The sequence below is a fragment of the Psychrobacter sp. Pi2-1 genome (assembly GCF_904846645.1).
Lineage (GTDB): Bacteria > Pseudomonadota > Gammaproteobacteria > Pseudomonadales > Moraxellaceae > Psychrobacter.
In genome coordinates, this window is the sequence record NZ_CAJHBO010000020.1 from 1 (window position 1) to 18,005 (window position 18,005).

Sequence of the window (18,005 nt, forward strand, 5' to 3'; positions counted from 1 at the left end):
CATATTAAAGAATGAGCTAATATATCATAAGGACTATAAAACACGATTCACAGCCATTACTGACATCATCAAATATATCGAGCTGTATTACAATCAGACTAGGATTCAAAAGGGTTTGGGCTATAAAACGCCAAGACAAGTGTGGTTTGACTTTTATCGTCAAGCTGCGTAACTAAAATCTCCCAAGTTTAGTTCTACGGGATTGACAGCAGGGGTCAAGTTGCGGTGGCTTTATGCTTGTTTAGTTGCTTACATCGTAGTTATTAAAAGGTTTAACAATTTCATTTCGTTACTTCCTTGGTACTCACCATCTAAACCTTCCAAAATCACTAAATTCAGCCACTTTATATAGAATAATAATTTGTCCCCAAAAGTATGACTTATCCCACTCTATTCAGTTACCTCCATTTAATAAAGCTGCTATACTCGCGGTTTGTTTACAAATATGCTGGTGTCTTTTTTATACTGAAGACCGTTTACTTCAAAATCTGTTATGGGAAAAGCATAATAATTTAACTGTTCACTATCAATTCATATAGCCATATGAACATAAACTAACGATACTATAATTGCCTCTCTGTTGTATTCACATACTCTTGAACAATCATCAATCGACCTACTCACACTTTCTTGTATCTTACAGACTTCACACTATTTCTCGTTAAATACTTATTATGCAATTAAATAGGAAACTAAGAAGTACAGTCTTACGCACTATTAAATTCAACTAATGTATATTATTATAGTATAATTACTGTTAGTTAATGTTACCTACCTAAAACAAAACTTTCGATGCATAGAAACCTTTCTCGATTTATAAGAAGGTTTAATAAGGATATTTAATGATACAAACAATTCAACTAATCTTGCAAAAAGATAATGCTAATTTGATTGATAAATTATTGATCAGTAATCAATCTACTAAAGTGACTGCTGAACAAGGTATGAGATTTTCCTTATTAGATGCTAAAACAGGTCAGCCAGCTAAAAAACTGAAAGCTAAAAAGTCAGCTAATGACTTATTGATTGCTGATGAAAATGGTGACACGTTACTGACTATTGAAGATTACTACATAACAGACGATGTTCAGCTCGGTACAGTCAGTGATTCAGGTTTTTCTGAGTTTGATTATGTGAGTTCGGAAACAGGTGTGATATCACAAGTAGCTTTAGAAACTTCCTATACAACACTTGTGTCAGAAATGTCAGGTGGTACTTCAATAATTAACGGGGTCAGTAATACTGTTTTACTGGGATCACTTGGGGCAGCTGCACTAGGAGCCGTAGCATTTTCCGGAGGTAGCAGCAGCTCATCAAAGCAACCTGTGAACGACATCCCTGTCTCAAAATACTCTACCGTTACTGCTACAGAAGACACTGCGGTTAGTGGCAAACTAGAAGCGGCGACTGACGCGGATGGCGATGCCTTGACCTATGCCATCGCTACTAATGCTGCCAACGGTAAAGTAGTCATCGATAAAGATGGCAGCTACAGCTACACACCTAATGCCAACTTTAATGGCAAAGATAGCTTCACTTATACCATCAATGACGGCAAAGGCGGCGTTATTACCCAAACCGCGACCGTTAACGTGGCAGCAGTGAATGATGCGCCAGTCTCAGCCAATACTACGATTGCGGCAACAGAAGACACAGTAGCTAAAGGTTTCTTAGCTAAAGCCACTGACGTTGATGGCGATGCTTTAACTTATACTATTGGCACCGCTGCTAAAAATGGTACAGCGACAGTGAATACTGATGGTAGCTATACCTACACACCGAATGCTAACTTCAATGGCAAAGACAGCTTTACCTATACAGTGACAGACGGCACGGAAACCATCACTAAAACGGCCAACATTACTGTGGCTTTTGTGAACGACATCCCTGTCTCAAAAGACTCTACCGTTACTGCTACAGAAGACACTGCGGTTAGTGGCAAACTAGAAGCGGCAACTGACGCGGATGGCGATGCCTTGACCTATGCCATCGCTACTAATGCTGCCAACGGTAAAGTAGTCATCGATAAAGATGGCAGCTACAGCTACACACCTAATGCCAACTTTAATGGCAAAGATAGCTTCACTTATACCATCAATGACGGCAAAGGCGGTGTTATCACCCAAACCGCGACCGTTAACGTGGCAGCAGTGAATGATGCGCCAGTCTCAGAAAACAGTATCATCGGTGTTGCTAAAAATATAATTGATACAGGTGTACTTACTGAAGCCACTGATGTCGATGGTGACACGCTGACTTATGCATTGTTAACTGAGGCAGAGAATGGCACAGTGACTGTCAACGCCAATGGCAGCTACACTTACACTCCAAATACCGATTTTACAGGCGAAGATAACTTCACCTATACAGTGAATGACGGGCAAGGTGGCCTTATTACTAAGACTGCCAATGTCACGATAAGCTCACTTGATCAAAAATCTAACTTTGAGTTGCAAGAAGTATTTGAAACTAGTGTTATTAATGAGCAGCAAATAGTTATAGAAAAGCAGGCATTATCTTTCATAAGTGAGTTGATAGAGTTTGAAATCACTGGCGAAAATGGTATGCCTCAGCTGGAGATTTCTAATAGCTCTAATATTATTAATGGTTATTATAGCTATGAACTTGAGGGTTCAAGAATCTCGACTTCAAGCTCAGGTAGCATTTCATCAGCAGGATCACGTAATTATTCGATCGACTTCAATATAGATACTTTACCACTGGGTAAATATATTATATATCTATATGTAGAATCACAAGGGTCTTCAATTGACTTTAATGTCACTGAGTTTAAGGATGTGGAGACTATTGGTTTTACTGGCTATCAAGACATCACAGGAAATATCTTTGCAGATGAAAGTGGCGCTATCAGTACACCTAGCAATTATGAAATCCAGATAGGCGGCCAGTCGCTTGTATTCCAAACAGGCAGTCCTGCAGCAAGCCCAATTACTATTGATACTGACAACGGCAAGCTTACTATAGCAGCGGATGGCTCTTACGTGTATCGCTCAGACCGTAATGATCTAGGTTTAGAGGCTGAGAGTCTAGCAGAAGATTTTTATGTAAAGGTTATTGATTTAGATACTAAGCAAGCAAGTCACTATGGGATCAATATTAGCTCGGATACAACGCCTCCAGAGCCTGGTGAATTAGTGTTCAATGACTTTGAAGACACAGGGCTATTTCAGGATGATGGTATCACCTCTGATCGCTCATTTGATTTAGCAATTAGTAATAATGAGCGTGGAAGCCAAGTTGAGTATCAGTATTCAACTGATCAAGGTGTTACATGGCAAGCATTGGCAAACGGTACGGCTTCTAACTTGTCAGATGGCGACTATATCTTTAGAGCAAAGGTAACAGATGAAGCACTTAATGAGAGCTTTACCACTATAAAAGACATCACTATCGACACTACCGCTCCTATATTAGGTAATATTTTAAATTTTAATACTACTACTAATCAGTTAGAAGTTGATGCAGATATCGACCAAGACACGCTACAAGCTTTTAAATCCGAAAATGGTACTTTGATACTGCTTGATGATGCTTCTAATATTCCGTTTGTAGAGGGTAATTACCAAATTAAAGCGTCTGATATAGCTGGGAATAGTACAACGTTAGATTTCGCGATGGCTACTGCCTCTGGCGAATATAGACCATTAATTGATGGAATTGATATTGTTAAAGGAACTGCTGGGAACGACACTATTTATGGTGGCAATGGCGATGATATTTTAATTTCTAATGACAGTCGTGACACTTTATATGGCGAAGCTGGTAATGATACCTTAATTTATGGTGGGAACGGAAGTTCTGGAGCAGTTTATAGTAGCCGTTTTGAGGGCGGTCAAGGAGATGATACTTATATTTTTAATGCTAAGAGCTTTCTAAACAATACGCAAGTAAATATCGATGATTTTAATGGTTCAAACAAATTAGAATTAAAGGGTTTTGATACCTCTGAAATAACTTTGGCTCGTGTAGATACGCATTTATATCTATCTACAGGAAATGGAACAATATATTTAGGGGCTCAATTTAGTACTGGCGGTGTTGATAACATTTATTTCGACGATGGAACTGCTTGGGATAGAGCGACTATAGAAGCTATGGCGGGTCAAAAATGGATTGGTACCGATGGCGAGGACATCTTTACAGCTACTAGTGAATACTCTGTACTATATGGTGGCGATGGCGATGATATTTTAATTTCTAATGACAGTCGTGACACTTTATATGGCGAAGCTGGTAATGATACCTTAATTTATGGTGGGAACGGAAGTTCTGGAGCAGTTTATAGTAGCCGTTTTAAGGGCGGTCAAGGAGATGATACTTATATTTTTGATGCTAAGAGCTTTCTAAACAATACGCAAGTAAATATCGATGATTTTAATGGTTCAAACAAATTAGAATTAAAGGGTTTTGATACCTCTGAAATAACTTTGGCTCGTGTAGATACGCATTTATATCTATCTACAGGAAATGGAACAATATATTTAGGGGCTCAATTTAGTACTGGCGGTGTTGATAACATTTATTTCGACGATGGAACTGCTTGGGATAGAGCGACTATAGAAGCTATGTCTGATGGGGGTTACAGTAGCGCTCGCAGCGTGATGTCATTCGATAGAGTTGATGAATTCAATACTGAAATAGATATTTTTGCAAACTCACAGCAAATAGAGCTACCTAAGATTGATGATTTACTTGATACAAATAGTGATGCATTAGTGTTTGAAAGCACTGATACAATGGCTATAACTAAGGAGACTGCTACTACTACAGGATTTAGTGGCGCTTCTAATCAGTCAACAGTAATGGACTTCTCTATAGTGCAAGCGCTTGACAATAATATGCAAACAGAAGCGATGTTCCATATTATATAAGACTCTGTTATATACAGTACTCAATATTTAAAAAGCGGACAATGGAATTCATTGCCCGCTTTTTGTTTTAAGCATATCCTAATCGAACTAGTCGTTTTACCCTTCAAACCTATTAACAGACTGTTTATTTAGCCTTATATAAAGACGCTTATAACCCTCTTTATAGACTCGGGCACTGTGCGCTTGAAGTTATTACCTTACTGTCCCCCAATCTATAAGCTAATAGATAATTACCCCACACACAGCCCCCGTCAAGTGCGCGCGCATGTGGCAAATCAATCTCGCCTTTTAGCGCAGCCCAATGCCCAAATAGTATCTTACGAGTGCGCGGTACTTGCCACTCGAACCAAGGCAAAAAATCGGTTGGTATAGCTTCATCTAAGCCTGCTGAAAAGCTAAACTCAAGAGACCCATCCTGCTTACACAAGCGCATGCGCGTAAAGTAATTAGCAATCGCCCGCATCTTAGTAAATCCTTCGATACCTGCATGCCATTCATCCGCTTCTTTGCTATATAGATTCGGCAGCAATTGGTCGAGCTGCTCCAATCTACTTTGCAGCTGAACTTCTAATTGCTGAGCGTATCCTGCGGCGGCTTCAATACTCCAATGCGGTGGAATACCCGCATGTACCAACACCGTGTGCTCATCAGGATACGCCAATATCGGCTGCCTGCGTAACCATTCGAGTAATTCATCACAATCATCCGCAGCAAAGATAGGTGCGGTTTTGTCTTTATTTTTAAGCTTGGCTGCCCCGCGCCAGACTGCTATCAAATTAAGATCATGATTGCCCAATACCGTTGCCGCGGCGCCCTGCTCACACAACGCTTTGACATGACGCAGCGTGTTCAATGAATCTTCACCGCGTGCTATCAGATCACCAGCAAACCATAACTTGTCTTGGGTAGGATCGAAATCCAGTGTCTTTAGTAATTGTAGATATGCAGCATAGCAACCTTGCAAGTCACCGATAACATACTGATGGCGAAAACTCATAATACCTCAACGATTTAAACACGATAGTTAAAGACAGCTCGATAAGAAATAAATACTTAAGTGCTAATCATAAAAATAAAGCATAAAAAACCGCCATTATAATTGACGGTTAGTAGCATGCTATTATTCATTGAAAATACATTATACGTCTAGCTGTTGTGAATGATTGCTTAGGTTCACAAAATCTGTGACGCTTAATGTCTCAGGTCGTGCCTGCGGATCGATACCACAAGCCACAAAATCGTCTTCGCTCAATGTCGGCAGCAACGTTGATTTTTTAAAGATAGCCCGTAGCGTCTTGCGACGATGGTTAAAAGTCTCACGCACGACGATAGCAAAGTGCTCTTCATCATTTGCGACTACTGGTTTGTTGATATGCGGCGTCAGGCGGAACACGGCACTAGTCACCTTTGGTGGTGGATTAAACGCACCGCGAGGAACGGTCAGCAAATAATCTGTATCACAGTGGTACTGCATGATGACCGATAAGCGGCCATAAGTCTTGCTACCCACGTCGGCTGTGATACGCTCAACCACTTCTTTTTGCAACATAAAATGCATATCTTGAATCACATCGGCATAGCTAAGCAGATGAAATAAGATAGGCGTTGAGATGTTATACGGCAGGTTGCCCACCACGCGCAGCTTACCGCGCTCTTCACTATATAGCTCACGGTAGTCCACATACATCGCGTTGTCTTTGATAATCTCAAAGTTTGGATGGCTATTGGCACCGATACGAATACGCAAGCTATCTGCTAAATCGCGATCCAGCTCTACCACTGTCATCGCATCCACTTCTGCTAATAATGGCTCGGTCAATGCGCCCATACCAGGCCCAATCTCGATCAAATTGTCATCGCGCTCTAGACGAATACTTTCGACGATTTCGCGAATGACGCTAGTATCATGCAAGAAGTTTTGGCCAAAGCGTTTACGCGGCTGATGTTTGGCAGCACGTAAGCTGTTAGAAATAGTTTGAGCATCAAATGAAGTTTTGGACATAAAAGAGTCTTAATGTATAAAAGAGAAATGGGCAATGATAATGTAATAGCAGCAATGTTTTAGCTTTATAATGATAAATTATACCACAGCTCATAATTAGGCTGTGTTTTTGAATAATTATTATCGATAGACGAGCCATACGCAATTGGTTATGTTTCACCTTTTGAGTTTGAAAAGCGGTATTATGATAATTTAACCCTGTCAGGTATTGCTGCCTGACTCTAGTAAGCCAGTCTCTGGTATAGTCGAGGCGGTTTAGCCCTACGCGATCGTCAGCTCGCTAAATAAATACCCTTAGGGAGTTCACATATGATCCTGAAACTTAACGTCACACTCCATTATCGACTCTCAGAGCCAATGGATCTTTTGCTTCAGATCGAAGCCGCCGATCTTGCGGATCAACGGGTACGGTCAGCCGAGATTTGGACATCTGACGTTGCGCATTTTTCACGGGTTACCGCCGATGATGGCATAGGAGAGCGGATTTGGATTCACGCTGAAGGGGACTTTAGCTGCACTTACCTCGCAGAAATCGCCGTTGACCGTCCTGCCTTAGACATATCGGCACTGTCCCAAACGCCCCTGCATCTTTTGCCCGGAGAGACAATCAGGCATTTGATGCCGTCTCACTATTGCCCGTCAGAACAGTTCCATGCCTTCGTGGACGCCGAGTTTGGCAATCTCGCTGGCGGCGCACGGATTGCCGCGATGCGCGACTGGATCGAGTCGGCATTTAGCTATGTACCCGGATCGAGCCATGCACAAACTACCGCGCTCGACAGCTTTGCTCAACGTCAAGGCGTATGCCGCGACTTTGCGCATGTTCTCGTAACACTAGCGCGCGCGTCGTCGATACCAGCTAGATTCGCAAGCGTCTATGCGCCCGACGTGACACCACAAGACTTTCATGCCGTGGCCGAGGTCTATCTTGAAGGGAGCTGGCACCTCATTGATCCGACTGGCATGGCAGGTGCCGACACGATGGCCCGCATCGGTGTTGGGTCTGATGCGTCAAACGTCGCATTCTTAACCTCGTTCGGATCCATGGAGCTGGTCAACCAATCGGTATCCGTGACCAGACAATCTTAGGTTCCTGATCCTAGGCTTTCGGGCCTGTGTTTAAGACAGATAATGCCCGTCATACACGATAAAAATTTTACTGGATCGTCTTAGGCGGCTGCCTTTTTAGATAGACATTACTATTACTAAAGTTATTAAGTACTATGTGAAAAATATCTATAAGCAATGATTTATACAGCAGGTACATCGATAAGTGATTTATCAGCCATCTCATTAGCCATATTTAGTGCTTGATATAAACTGGTCGCACTCGCACCGCCGCTTCCTGCCAAATCTAGCGCCGTACCATGATCGACAGAGGTACGAATATAAGGCAAGCCCAAGGTTAGATTGACCGTATCGCCAAAACCGTGCGATTTTAATACTGGCAACCCTTGATCGTGATACATGGCAATGACCGCATCACAATTGGCCAAATGTCTAGTGGTAAATAACGTATCGGCTGGCATCGCCTCTGATATGTTGACACCTGCATCAATAAATTCTTGCAACACAGGATTGATAATGTCAATCTCCTCGCTACCCAAGTGCCCGCCCTCGCCTGCATGTGGATTGAGGCCGCAAACTAAAATACGAGGCTGCGCGAGACCAAACTTTTCTCTCATGTCATCGATGACAATCTGCACCGTTTGGCGCACATTATCCGCTGTAATCGCAGCAGGGATGTCTTTTAAGGCCAAATGCGTGGTAACCAGCGCTACCTTCATGGCTTGGTTCGCAAGCATCATGACTACTTTTTCACGATTACTTTGCTGCATAAAAAATTCAGTATGACCACTAAACATGGTGCCATCTAATAGTTTAATGTCCGCGTCTATTAGCGCTGATTTTTGCAAGGGACCTGTGACGATAGCGGCGACTGTATTATTTATTGCCAGTTTATGAGCAATATCTAACTGCTGAGCCACCATCGCTGAGTTAGCAATATTGATCTGACCACTGACCACAGGTGCAGCACAAGGAATATTCAGTAGGATAAAAGCACTATCAGCGTCTATATCTTGCTCTGATATCTGCTCTACCAAATGAACATCGAAATTATCGGCATTTATATCTGTATTGATAGTATGCCAACTGGGTATGCTTTTGAGCACGCCAGCTGCCACCAATTCATCTGCGCGAGTTTGCATCGCTTTAGCATCAGCAGTCACCCAAATTGGCCGAGCAAAGTCTTGCAACTTTCCCTCTGATGCCAAACTCAGTACGACATCCATTCCAATGCCCGCAGGCTCACCAGTGGTAATCAATAGCGGGGCCTTTTTCTGAGTCATATTGCTCACCTTCTCTCAAGTTGAATTATTTATTTTATTGTTCTTATCATCATCTACAGCGCTGGTTCTGTCTAAAATTCACATAAGCGCGCTCAACATATTAAGCATCTTGCACTCGGATTTAGTTAGTCATCGTATCTAAAAAAATCCCAAGATGTGTTAAACTTTCGCTTCTGATTGTAGCATTTACAGACATACGTGAGACCATGTTTTGGTACCTCTATCGTAGATAGCATGGCACGTTTGTTTGACGACACGACAAACAGATTTTTCTATACCGACTTTTGACTTATTAGGCACTCATGGCAGATACCGAAAAAACCGACGACTTACTCAATCAAACACCGCCGCACAATATCGATATTGAAAAGGCGCTGCTGGCGTCCTTGATGAGTATCGAAGAGGCGTATGACAAGATTGCCGATATCGTCACCAAAGATGACTTTTATGCTGGGCGACATCAATATATTTTTGATGCCATTGCCCATTTGGCAGCAGTGAATGAGCCTTATGATACGGTCATGGTACACGACTGGTTAGAGGCGCAAAAGCTTCTTAAAGGCGCAGGTGGTGACAGTTATCTGGCGGATATTTTGAGCCAAAGCCCTGCAACCTTGTTTAACCTGACTGCCTATGCGCAGCGTGTGCGTGAGCTGTCGACCCTCCGTCAACTGATCACCACAGGTAACGACATGTTGACGCTTGCCTACAATCCAAAAGATCAAAGTGTCAGTGATATCTTGGACAATGTCGAGGGCAAAATATTTAGTATCAATGAGCAGCACAATAAACGCGCCGAACAGCGTGGACCTGTCGGTATTACCTCTGTACTGACCAACGTCATCGATAAGATTCAAGAACTCAAATCAAACCCTGACGGCATGATTGGTTTACAAACGCCATTTGTCGAGCTCAACAACAAGACTCAAGGCCTGCAAGCGGGTGATCTGATTATCGTCGCTGCGCGTCCTTCTATGGGTAAAACCACTTTTGCGATGAACTTAGCAGAAGGGATTTTGTTTAATGAAGATTTGCCCGTTGTGGTGTTTTCGATGGAGATGCCTGCGGAATCTATCGTGATGCGTTTACTGTCATCATGGGGTGCGATTAATCAGACACACCTGCGCTCTGGTCAAATGAACGAAGATGAATGGGCAAAAATGATGAACGCCATTCAACATCTACAATCAAAGCACCTTTATATTGATGACAGTACCGCCCTACCGCCCTCTGAGATGCGCTCTCGCTGCCGACGTATCGCCAAAAACCATGATGGGCGCTTGGGTGCTATCGTGGTCGATTATCTTCAGCTGATGAAAGTACCAAGTCTAGATGGTAACCGTGTTGGCGAGATTTCTGAAATTTCTCGCAGTCTAAAAGCACTGGCACGTGAGCTTGAATGTCCCGTGATTGCATTGTCACAGCTTAACCGTAGTCTAGAAAACCGTCCAAATAAACGCCCTATCATGTCGGATCTACGTGAATCTGGTGCAATTGAGCAGGATGCCGATTTGATTATGTTCATCTATCGTGATGAGGTTTATAATGAAAACTCAGACCATAAAGGCGTGGCGGAAATTATCATTGGTAAACAACGTAACGGCCCTATTGGCACCGTACGTTTGGGTTTTGAAGGTCAATTTACCCGCTTTATTAATCTAACGCCAGAGTACTACCAAGGCGTCAGTTTTGAGAATGATGAGTAACCAACCTTATAAATTTAACCTTGATCAAGACTGAGCCTTGCATAAAATTAGGTTTAGTCGTAGGTTAATAAGTAATTTTATATAATCAGTTTTTAATACCATAGCCAGTACCGCATCCGCCCAACCGATGTAGTGCTGGCTTTATCACTTCATAATTCTACTCATATAGAAGGCGATTATGCGCACTATTACCATAAAACCAAAAGCCCTTACCCATAACCTAAATCAAGTAAAACAACGAGCACCCCAATCGAAAGTATTGGCCATGGTCAAATCCAATGCTTACGGACATGGCGTAGCGGCAGTCTTGCCAGCCCTGCAGCAAGCAGATGGTATCGGTGTCGCAACGTTGACTGAAGCGCTAGAAGCCAGACAGTTAGGCTGGGATAAAACCATCGGTCTAGTAGAAGGGGCATTTAGCGCTGATGAGTGGCAGCAAGCGATCGAGCATGAGATTAGCTGCGTGATTCACCACGGACCACAGCTAGAATGGGCACTACAAAACATTCCACCCGCCAATAGTGCAACGAATGTGGTTTGGCTCAAATACAATACAGGCATGAACCGTTTGGGTTTCAATGCTGAAGGTGTGCTATCAGCAGCAAAGCGCCTACATGAAGCAGGTTATCAGCTAATCCTAGCCACACATTTTGCCAATGCTGATGACCATGACCACCCACTAAATGCAATGCAAATTGAGCGCTTCTCAAGCGTATTAGCGACTTTGAAAGATACCATTAGCCCAGATATCCAAGGCTCACTATGCAACTCTGCTGGTGTCGTCAACTTGCCAGAGTACCATTATGATTGGGTACGTCCAGGCATTATCTTATATGGTAGCTCGCCTGTCGTTGACAAAAGCGCACAAGAATTAAACTTGCAGCCCGCGATGGAATTTAGTGCTCAAATTATGGCATTACAAACGGTCAGTGCCAATGATTCGATCGGCTATGGTAGCCGCTGGCGTGCGCAGCAAGACACCAGAACCGCTCTCGTGAGTGTGGGTTACGGAGACGGCTATCCGCGTGTAATAAGTGACGACGCTTATGTCACCGTCATCGATGCTAACGACAATCAAAGCTACCGTTGTCCTGTGATTGGGCGTGTGGCAATGGATATGATTGTCATTGATATCAGTAGCGCACCTGAGAGTCTTGCTTTGGATAGCAAAGTTATGCTCTGGGGTGATGCGCCGCATGTCGATGAAGTTGCAGGTCATGCTGGGACGATCAGCTATGAGCTACTGTGTCGCCTCAGCATACGTCCAAACCGTACACAGGGATAGTCATTAGCATACGAGTATTGTGGTTTGCTAATGCGATTTTGGTCTATTTAGCAAGCCATTCGATCTTGATAAAATTGAGCGTTTACATTGAAAGTAAATACGCTATACTAAAAGTTTGTTGTCAACCCAGTATACGCACTGACGCGATGCTATTGAAGACTGATGACGTTTCACTGACTGCGATCGACTGCTAGGATTACTATGAGTTTGCGCCATTTTTTGACCTTATCTGATTTAACCAAACAAGAACTAGAAAACTTAATCAAACGCGCAAGCGAATTGCGTAAGATGCAACACGCAGGCGAGATATATCAGCCTTTCGTTGGTCGGACGCTTGGCATGATATTTGAAAAATCTTCAACGCGTACCCGTATCTCATTTGAGACAGGCATGGGTCAATTTGGTGGTAATGCTATCTTTTTATCACCAAACGATACGCAGCTAGGTCGCGGCGAGCCACTAGAAGACTCAGCACGCGTGATTTCTAGCATGGTAGATATCATTATGATTCGTACCTTTGGACACGAAAAAGTTGAAACCTTTGCTAAATACTCTAGTGTACCTATTATCAATGCCTTGACCGATGAATACCATCCATGCCAACTACTTGCTGATATGCAGACCTATTACGAGCATCGCGGTAGTATCGAAAATAAGATCGTCACGTGGGTCGGCGATGGCAACAATATGTGCTCGTCATTTATGCAAGCTGCCAATCAGTTTGGTTTTGAATTACGTGTCGCAGCACCTTATGGGTTCGAGCCTGATCCGAAACTTATGGAACGCTTTTCACACTGTGTCAGTCTGGTTGAAAACGTACAAGACGCAGCCAAAGATTCTAACTTAATTGTCACCGATGTATGGGCAAGTATGGGTCAAGAATCCGAGCAAAATACGCGCGCACGTCGTTTTGCCCCTTATCAAGTGACGCCGTCTCTGTTAGACAAAGCCGATCCTGAAGTGGTGTTTATGCATTGCTTGCCCGCCCATCGCGGCGAGGAAATCTCTCATGATATGCTGAACGACCCACGCTCTGTCGTCTGGGATGAAGCTGAAAACCGCTTACATGCCCAAAAAGCATTGATGGAGTTTTTGCTAAAAGACAAAATCAAGTTGTCTTAATCACTTACACACCCTCATAGCTAATCAAAGTAAGTTACTTGTAAAGTAAGACACAAAAAAGGCAGACTATATATTAGTCTGCCTTTTTTATTATTCAATTTTTAGCAAGCGTATGGATATGAATTAACGCGTGAGCGTCGTCACGCCATTTGCACCTGCTTTTAATAGAACATCAGCTTGGTTCGCCGCAAAAATACCATTACAGACCACACCGACGATATTATTCAGCTCTTTTTCTAGCGCAATTGGATTGCTCACATCCAAGTCATAAGTATCTAAGATAACGTTACCATAATCAGTGACAAAGTCTTCACGATATACTGGTTCACCGCCCAATTTGGCCAATTGACGAGCCACATACGAGCGAGCTTGTGGCAGTACTTCAATTGGTACTGGAAACGCACGACCTAAGATCTCAACGCTTTTGCTCTCATCGACCATACAAACGAACTTGCTAGACGCTGCCGCGACGATCTTTTCACGCGTCAGCGCACCGCCGCCGCCTTTAATAAGTTGCAAGTGCTCATTGACCTCATCAGCACCATCAATGTAAACATCGAGCGTACCAGCAAAATTCAAATCAACGATTTCGATACCAAGCGCACGAAGCTTGTCTTCAGTCACTTGTGAGCTGGCAACCGCGCCAGCAAGCTTCAATTGCGGCAACAACTCAATCAAACAGTTGACCGTACTACCTGTCCCTACCCCAAGTATCATATCGTCTTCAATATAATTTAAGGCGGCGCGGGCGGCGGCTTGCTTTTGTGCTTGCTGATCACTCATCATAAATCCTTGGAAAATAAACGTATGGTCTTAAAAAAAGTAAAAGGCTAAAAGAGATAAAATGCGCGGCTATTATAACTGATGATATTCATGGATGTTAGCGCAATCATGACCTTAATTTGCTTGTCGTATGATACGTCTCTAGTACTGGTCTGTTATCGATCTTCGCCACACATCTTCAATTCATTCACATTCGAGCATGAAATCCCAAGAAAACTGCAATTGAGTCTTGCAAGATACTCAAAATCAGCATAGGCTAATCTATTTCGTTTTTTATATTCATTCTGTTTAGGGATTACTATGCTGTCACACTGGGTACGAGCCATATTACAAGCCACCGTCTATGACGTTGCTATTCAAACACCACTTGAAACGGCGCCCAAGCTGACCCAACGTTTTGCCAATGACATTCGATTCAAGCGTGAAGACTTACAACCGGTCAAATCCTTTAAATTGCGCGGTGCCTATAATCGCATCAGTCAATTGAGCGATGAGCAAAAAGCGCGCGGTGTGATTTGTGCTTCAGCGGGCAACCATGCACAAGGCGTGGCTTACTCTGCACGCAAACTGTCACTGAACAACATCATCGTCATGCCAACCACGACTCCTGATATCAAAGTAGATGCCGTCAGAGCACTCGGTGGCAATGTGGATCTGCATGGTGATAGCTTCGATCAAGCAAACCGCTATGCAATAGATCGTGCTGAGCGCGAAGGGCTGACTTTCATACCACCTTATGATGATGAATTGGTGATTGCAGGACAAGGAACCATCGCGCTTGAGCTTACCCAGCAGTGGCGCAACATGGATTACGTCTTTGTCGCGGTTGGGGGTGGCGGTCTCATCTCAGGTGTCGCCGCATTTTTGGGAGAAGTGGCACCGCATGTCAAAGTGATCGCGGTAGAAGCGGAACAATCAGCTTGCCTAAAAGCCGCACTTGAAGCGGGCGAACGTGTCAAACTTGAGCAAGTGGGATTGTTTGTCGATGGCGTAGCAGTCGCGCAGATTGGTGAATTGCCTTTTGACGTTGTGCGTACGCAAAAAAGCGATAACTCCGGCCCTGTCGTGGAGCCTAACGTCGTCACCTGTAGCAACGATGAAGTCTGCGCCGCGGTCAAAGATGTGTTTGAGGAGAGCCGCAGTATCGTAGAGCCTGCAGGTGCGTTGGCAGTTGCTGGTATGAAAAAATATATCACAGCGAACAATATTCAAGGTAAAAACTGCGCGGCCATCATTTGCGGTGCCAATATGAACTTTGACCGTCTGCGCTATATCGCTGAGCGTACTGAAATTGGTGAGAAAAAAGAAGCCATCTTTGGGGTCACTATCCCTGAACAAACAGGCGCTTTCTTGAATTTCTGTCGCAGTCTGCATGGTCGTAATATCACTGAGTTTAACTACCGTGCTGACAGCAAAAAATCGCCAGATTCTATGGAGCCTGCCTCAATCTTTGTCGGCATCGCGTTAAAAGAAGGCGAAAAAGAACGTCAAACCATCAGCAGCCAACTGGCAGACGATGGCTATACCGCTCACGATCTGACTGACGATGATATCGCCAAGTCACATATCCGTCATTTGATTGGTGGTCACGCCAAGGTTGAAAACGAGCAGCTACTACAAGTGATATTCCCAGAGCGTCCGGGCGCACTGCTGACTTTCTTAGAAAAATTGGGCGATGACTTTAATATCACTTTATTCCATTACCGTAACCATGGTGCCGCTGAAGGTCGGGTGTTGGTTGGCTTACAAGCCTCTGACAGTAACTCGCGCCAACTACAAGACGCCCTTTTAGATATCGGTTACGACTGTACGACGGTCAATGACAATATTGGCTATCAGTTGTTTTTAAGATAGTAAAAATAGCTATAAAAATTCAAATCCAATGGCGGTTTTTAAGTCGATTAAAAACTGCCATTTTCATATTAATAATAATTATGAGCTGGCAGGTATGGCACAGTGATAAACAAAGTATTAGTGATATTGACATGTCTGCTTTTCGTGCTTATAGGTTATAGAGTCCTTCAACCTAAAAACACGGTACATCAACCTGCAACCAATGCAGCAGCAGATATCGTAACGCAATCTACTCTTACTTCTAATGACGTTGATAATATTGATGACATACCGCCAACATACGTTGATTTGGGTACCACTTCAACATCAGCGCCAACTGCCACTCCAGTCTTATCGACACAATCGGCCTCAAACTTTTCATGTGACGGCAGAACACATTGCTCACAAATGACATCCTGTGCAGAAGCCACTTATTTCACAAACTACTGTCCTAATACCAAAATGGATGGTAACCACGATGGTGTACCTTGTGAACAACAATGGTGCAACTAACCCACAGTCATCAAATCTATTTGCAAATATTAAAGTTGCCCTAATATTGTTTATATAACACTATGATTTAATATAAAAACGAATGCAGAGTGACTCTTATGAAGAAAAATGCTAATGCTGATGATAATAACCAAGGTTTGGTGAAAATCCGTCTCGATAAATGGCTATGGGCAGCTAGGTTTTATCGTACACGCACTCTTGCCAAGCAAGCGATTGAGAGTGGACGCGTACACTATGCCGGTAGCCGGGTAAAAACCAGTAAAGAGATTTCAGTCGGCGATGAGCTAACCATTCGCCAAGGCTCAGCGACCGCTATGACCGAAAAGACTGTCGTTGTTGAGGCGCTATCTGCACAGCGTGGCAATGCGACCGCCGCTGAGGTACTATATTCAGAGACTAAAGAGAGCGAGACGCGCCGTGCTTACTATGCCGAACAGCGCAAACTGGCTAATCTTGCTCGTCCTGATAACAAGCCCAACAAAAAAGAACGCCGCGATCTACAACGTTTTAAAAGTAATCAAGATTAAAACTGTTTCACTATCTCACCTTTTGGCCATGCATCATATGGCCAATTTTTCATTGTTAAATGACGCTATTGTTTAGTCTCTATCCTTGCCATTCCAAGCATTAAGCGTTACGCTAGCAGCTGATTCAATCGATTGCATGCTGATAAAAGCCGCATTAACAATGCTGGTCTCTTATAGCATGTTTTTTTTGTTATAGAAGGTCATATTATGCTGATGAAAGCCTGTACTCCCTCGTCTGTATTATTGGTATGTTTAGGAAATATCTGCCGCTCCCCTACTGCTGAAGAAGTTTTTCGTCAGCAAGCAGCGATTGCTGGACTATCCATAAAAGTAGACTCAGCAGGCACCAGTGATTGGCACGTTGGCAGTGCGCCTGATGCTCGCTCGCAACGTCATGCTAAGTCACACGGCTATAAAATTAATAAGCTGGTCGCTCGTCAAGTCAGTGCCAATGACTTTCGTGACTTTGATTTAATCTTAGCCATGGATTCACAGAATCTAGCTGATCTGCAAGCTATTAAAGACAGCATTGCAGAGTCAGAAGATAATTTAGCAACACTAGCGCTGTTCAGCGAAGAAGACCCTACCTATTGCGGTAGCGATGTACCAGATCCCTATAAGGGCGATAACGATGATTTCGAAGAAGTGATCGAGCGTATCGAATCAAGCGCCCAAGCTTGGATAGAAAGCTGGAAAGCCTGCTAGCCATACCGTCTATATTTCTGCTACTCTTGCATCCGGTATCCTCTATAATATAGTTAATCCTCTATAAAAGAGCGACAGCGTTAACCTCGCTTGAAGTAACACAGTTACGTCTGCACTCAGTTGCCTTATACCTCTTTTAAATTGAATAAACTATAGCTACCTTATTACTTATTATTCTTTTGCCACATAGGCTATGTTATGACCCAAGCTTCACGCCTTGACCACAGTACTCAGTCTACCATCAGCTCTGATGTTTCTAATGTTTCAGCGACTGCCGTAGTCAATG

Annotated in this window: 15 protein-coding genes; 10 read left to right on the forward strand and 5 right to left on the reverse strand. The window is 43.3% G+C overall.

The window, feature by feature from the left end:
• Together JMX91_RS10735 and JMX91_RS10740 are read left to right on the forward strand one after the other, a co-directional pair.
• Positions 1-172: IS3 family transposase (locus tag JMX91_RS10735; RefSeq protein WP_201549068.1), on the forward strand; the 172-nt coding region annotated here is incomplete at its 5' end.
• A gap of 670 nt (positions 173-842) precedes the next feature.
• Positions 843-4,892, forward strand: coding sequence for a tandem-95 repeat protein (locus tag JMX91_RS10740; RefSeq protein WP_201549070.1), 4,050 nt, complete (start codon positions 843-845; stop codon positions 4,890-4,892).
• A gap of 160 nt (positions 4,893-5,052) precedes the next feature.
• On the opposite strand, the gene JMX91_RS10745 is transcribed toward JMX91_RS10740, so the two are convergent.
• Positions 5,053-5,889 (reverse strand): symmetrical bis(5'-nucleosyl)-tetraphosphatase, encoded by an 837-nt coding sequence (locus JMX91_RS10745; RefSeq protein WP_201549072.1) that lies wholly within the window; start codon positions 5,887-5,889, stop codon positions 5,053-5,055.
• Between the two features lie 141 nt (positions 5,890-6,030).
• Positions 6,031-6,894 carry a 16S rRNA (adenine(1518)-N(6)/adenine(1519)-N(6))-dimethyltransferase RsmA gene (rsmA, locus tag JMX91_RS10750; RefSeq protein ID WP_201549074.1) on the reverse strand — a complete coding sequence of 288 codons (864 nt, stop codon included), beginning with the start codon at positions 6,892-6,894 and terminating at the stop codon, positions 6,031-6,033.
• Positions 6,895-7,203: 309 nt separating this feature from the next.
• Between rsmA and JMX91_RS10755 the strand changes: the two genes are divergently transcribed.
• Entirely contained in the window at positions 7,204-7,983 is a 780-nt protein-coding gene (locus JMX91_RS10755) for a transglutaminase-like domain-containing protein (RefSeq protein ID WP_201549076.1), read from the forward strand.
• A gap of 161 nt (positions 7,984-8,144) precedes the next feature.
• On the opposite strand, the gene pdxA is transcribed toward JMX91_RS10755, so the two are convergent.
• Complete coding sequence (pdxA, locus tag JMX91_RS10760) at positions 8,145-9,245, reverse strand: 4-hydroxythreonine-4-phosphate dehydrogenase PdxA (protein WP_201549078.1); 1,101 nt, start codon at positions 9,243-9,245, stop codon at positions 8,145-8,147.
• Positions 9,246-9,547: 302 nt separating this feature from the next.
• Here pdxA and dnaB point away from each other — a divergent pair, with 302 nt between their 5' ends.
• The 3 genes from dnaB to argF all read left to right on the forward strand — a co-directional run bounded on the left by dnaB (position 9,548) and on the right by argF (position 13,358).
• Positions 9,548-10,951, forward strand: a complete 1,404-nt coding sequence (gene dnaB, locus JMX91_RS10765; protein WP_201549079.1) for a replicative DNA helicase — start codon at positions 9,548-9,550, stop codon at positions 10,949-10,951.
• A gap of 178 nt (positions 10,952-11,129) precedes the next feature.
• Positions 11,130-12,236 carry an alanine racemase gene (gene alr / locus JMX91_RS10770; protein ID WP_201549080.1) on the forward strand — a complete coding sequence of 369 codons (1,107 nt, stop codon included), beginning with the start codon at positions 11,130-11,132 and terminating at the stop codon, positions 12,234-12,236.
• Between the two features lie 201 nt (positions 12,237-12,437).
• A complete protein-coding gene (argF, locus tag JMX91_RS10775; protein WP_201549081.1) occupies positions 12,438-13,358 on the forward strand; it encodes an ornithine carbamoyltransferase in 921 nt (306 codons plus the stop codon).
• Positions 13,359-13,481: 123 nt separating this feature from the next.
• Here argF and rpiA read toward each other — a convergent pair whose 3' ends face one another.
• On the reverse strand, positions 13,482-14,141 hold the full coding sequence (rpiA, locus tag JMX91_RS10780) for a ribose-5-phosphate isomerase RpiA (RefSeq protein WP_201549082.1): 660 nt from the start codon (positions 14,139-14,141) through the stop codon (positions 13,482-13,484).
• 300 nt (positions 14,142-14,441) lie between these two features.
• Here rpiA and ilvA point away from each other — a divergent pair, with 300 nt between their 5' ends.
• Complete coding sequence (gene ilvA, locus JMX91_RS10785; protein WP_201549083.1) at positions 14,442-15,995, forward strand: threonine ammonia-lyase, biosynthetic; 1,554 nt, start codon at positions 14,442-14,444, stop codon at positions 15,993-15,995.
• A gap of 188 nt (positions 15,996-16,183) precedes the next feature.
• Here ilvA and JMX91_RS13325 read toward each other — a convergent pair whose 3' ends face one another.
• On the reverse strand, positions 16,184-16,405 hold the full coding sequence (locus JMX91_RS13325; protein ID WP_227679387.1) for a hypothetical protein: 222 nt from the start codon (positions 16,403-16,405) through the stop codon (positions 16,184-16,186).
• Between JMX91_RS13325 and JMX91_RS13330 the strand changes: the two genes are divergently transcribed.
• From JMX91_RS13330 to JMX91_RS10800, 3 genes are all read left to right on the forward strand, one after another.
• A complete protein-coding gene (locus JMX91_RS13330) occupies positions 16,383-16,487 on the forward strand; it encodes an excalibur calcium-binding domain-containing protein (protein WP_201579448.1) in 105 nt (34 codons plus the stop codon). The genes JMX91_RS13325 and JMX91_RS13330 overlap by 23 nt on opposite strands.
• 98 nt (positions 16,488-16,585) lie before the next feature.
• Positions 16,586-17,014 carry an RNA-binding S4 domain-containing protein gene (locus tag JMX91_RS10795; RefSeq protein WP_057760405.1) on the forward strand — a complete coding sequence of 143 codons (429 nt, stop codon included), beginning with the start codon at positions 16,586-16,588 and terminating at the stop codon, positions 17,012-17,014.
• 207 nt (positions 17,015-17,221) lie between these two features.
• Positions 17,222-17,719, forward strand: coding sequence for a low molecular weight protein-tyrosine-phosphatase (locus JMX91_RS10800; protein ID WP_201549084.1), 498 nt, complete (start codon positions 17,222-17,224; stop codon positions 17,717-17,719).
• Positions 17,720-18,005: the final 286 nt, after the last annotated feature.

Excerpts from the sequence above, each read along its gene's own strand:
- JMX91_RS10740 (WP_201549070.1), top strand. The coding sequence starts at position 843 with ATGATACAAACAATTCAACTAATCTTGCAAAAAGATAATGCTAATTTG.
- JMX91_RS10745 (WP_201549072.1), bottom strand. The coding sequence starts at position 5,889 with ATGAGTTTTCGCCATCAGTATGTTATCGGTGACTTGCAAGGTTGCTAT.
- rsmA (WP_201549074.1), bottom strand. The coding sequence starts at position 6,894 with ATGTCCAAAACTTCATTTGATGCTCAAACTATTTCTAACAGCTTACGT.
- JMX91_RS10755 (WP_201549076.1), top strand. The coding sequence starts at position 7,204 with ATGATCCTGAAACTTAACGTCACACTCCATTATCGACTCTCAGAGCCA.
- pdxA (WP_201549078.1), bottom strand. The coding sequence starts at position 9,245 with ATGACTCAGAAAAAGGCCCCGCTATTGATTACCACTGGTGAGCCTGCG.
- dnaB (WP_201549079.1), top strand. The coding sequence starts at position 9,548 with ATGGCAGATACCGAAAAAACCGACGACTTACTCAATCAAACACCGCCG.
- alr (WP_201549080.1), top strand. The coding sequence starts at position 11,130 with ATGCGCACTATTACCATAAAACCAAAAGCCCTTACCCATAACCTAAAT.
- argF (WP_201549081.1), top strand. The coding sequence starts at position 12,438 with ATGAGTTTGCGCCATTTTTTGACCTTATCTGATTTAACCAAACAAGAA.
- rpiA (WP_201549082.1), bottom strand. The coding sequence starts at position 14,141 with ATGAGTGATCAGCAAGCACAAAAGCAAGCCGCCGCCCGCGCCGCCTTA.
- ilvA (WP_201549083.1), top strand. The coding sequence starts at position 14,442 with ATGCTGTCACACTGGGTACGAGCCATATTACAAGCCACCGTCTATGAC.
- JMX91_RS13330 (WP_201579448.1), top strand. The coding sequence starts at position 16,383 with ATGACATCCTGTGCAGAAGCCACTTATTTCACAAACTACTGTCCTAAT.
- JMX91_RS10795 (WP_057760405.1), top strand. The coding sequence starts at position 16,586 with ATGAAGAAAAATGCTAATGCTGATGATAATAACCAAGGTTTGGTGAAA.
- JMX91_RS10800 (WP_201549084.1), top strand. The coding sequence starts at position 17,222 with ATGCTGATGAAAGCCTGTACTCCCTCGTCTGTATTATTGGTATGTTTA.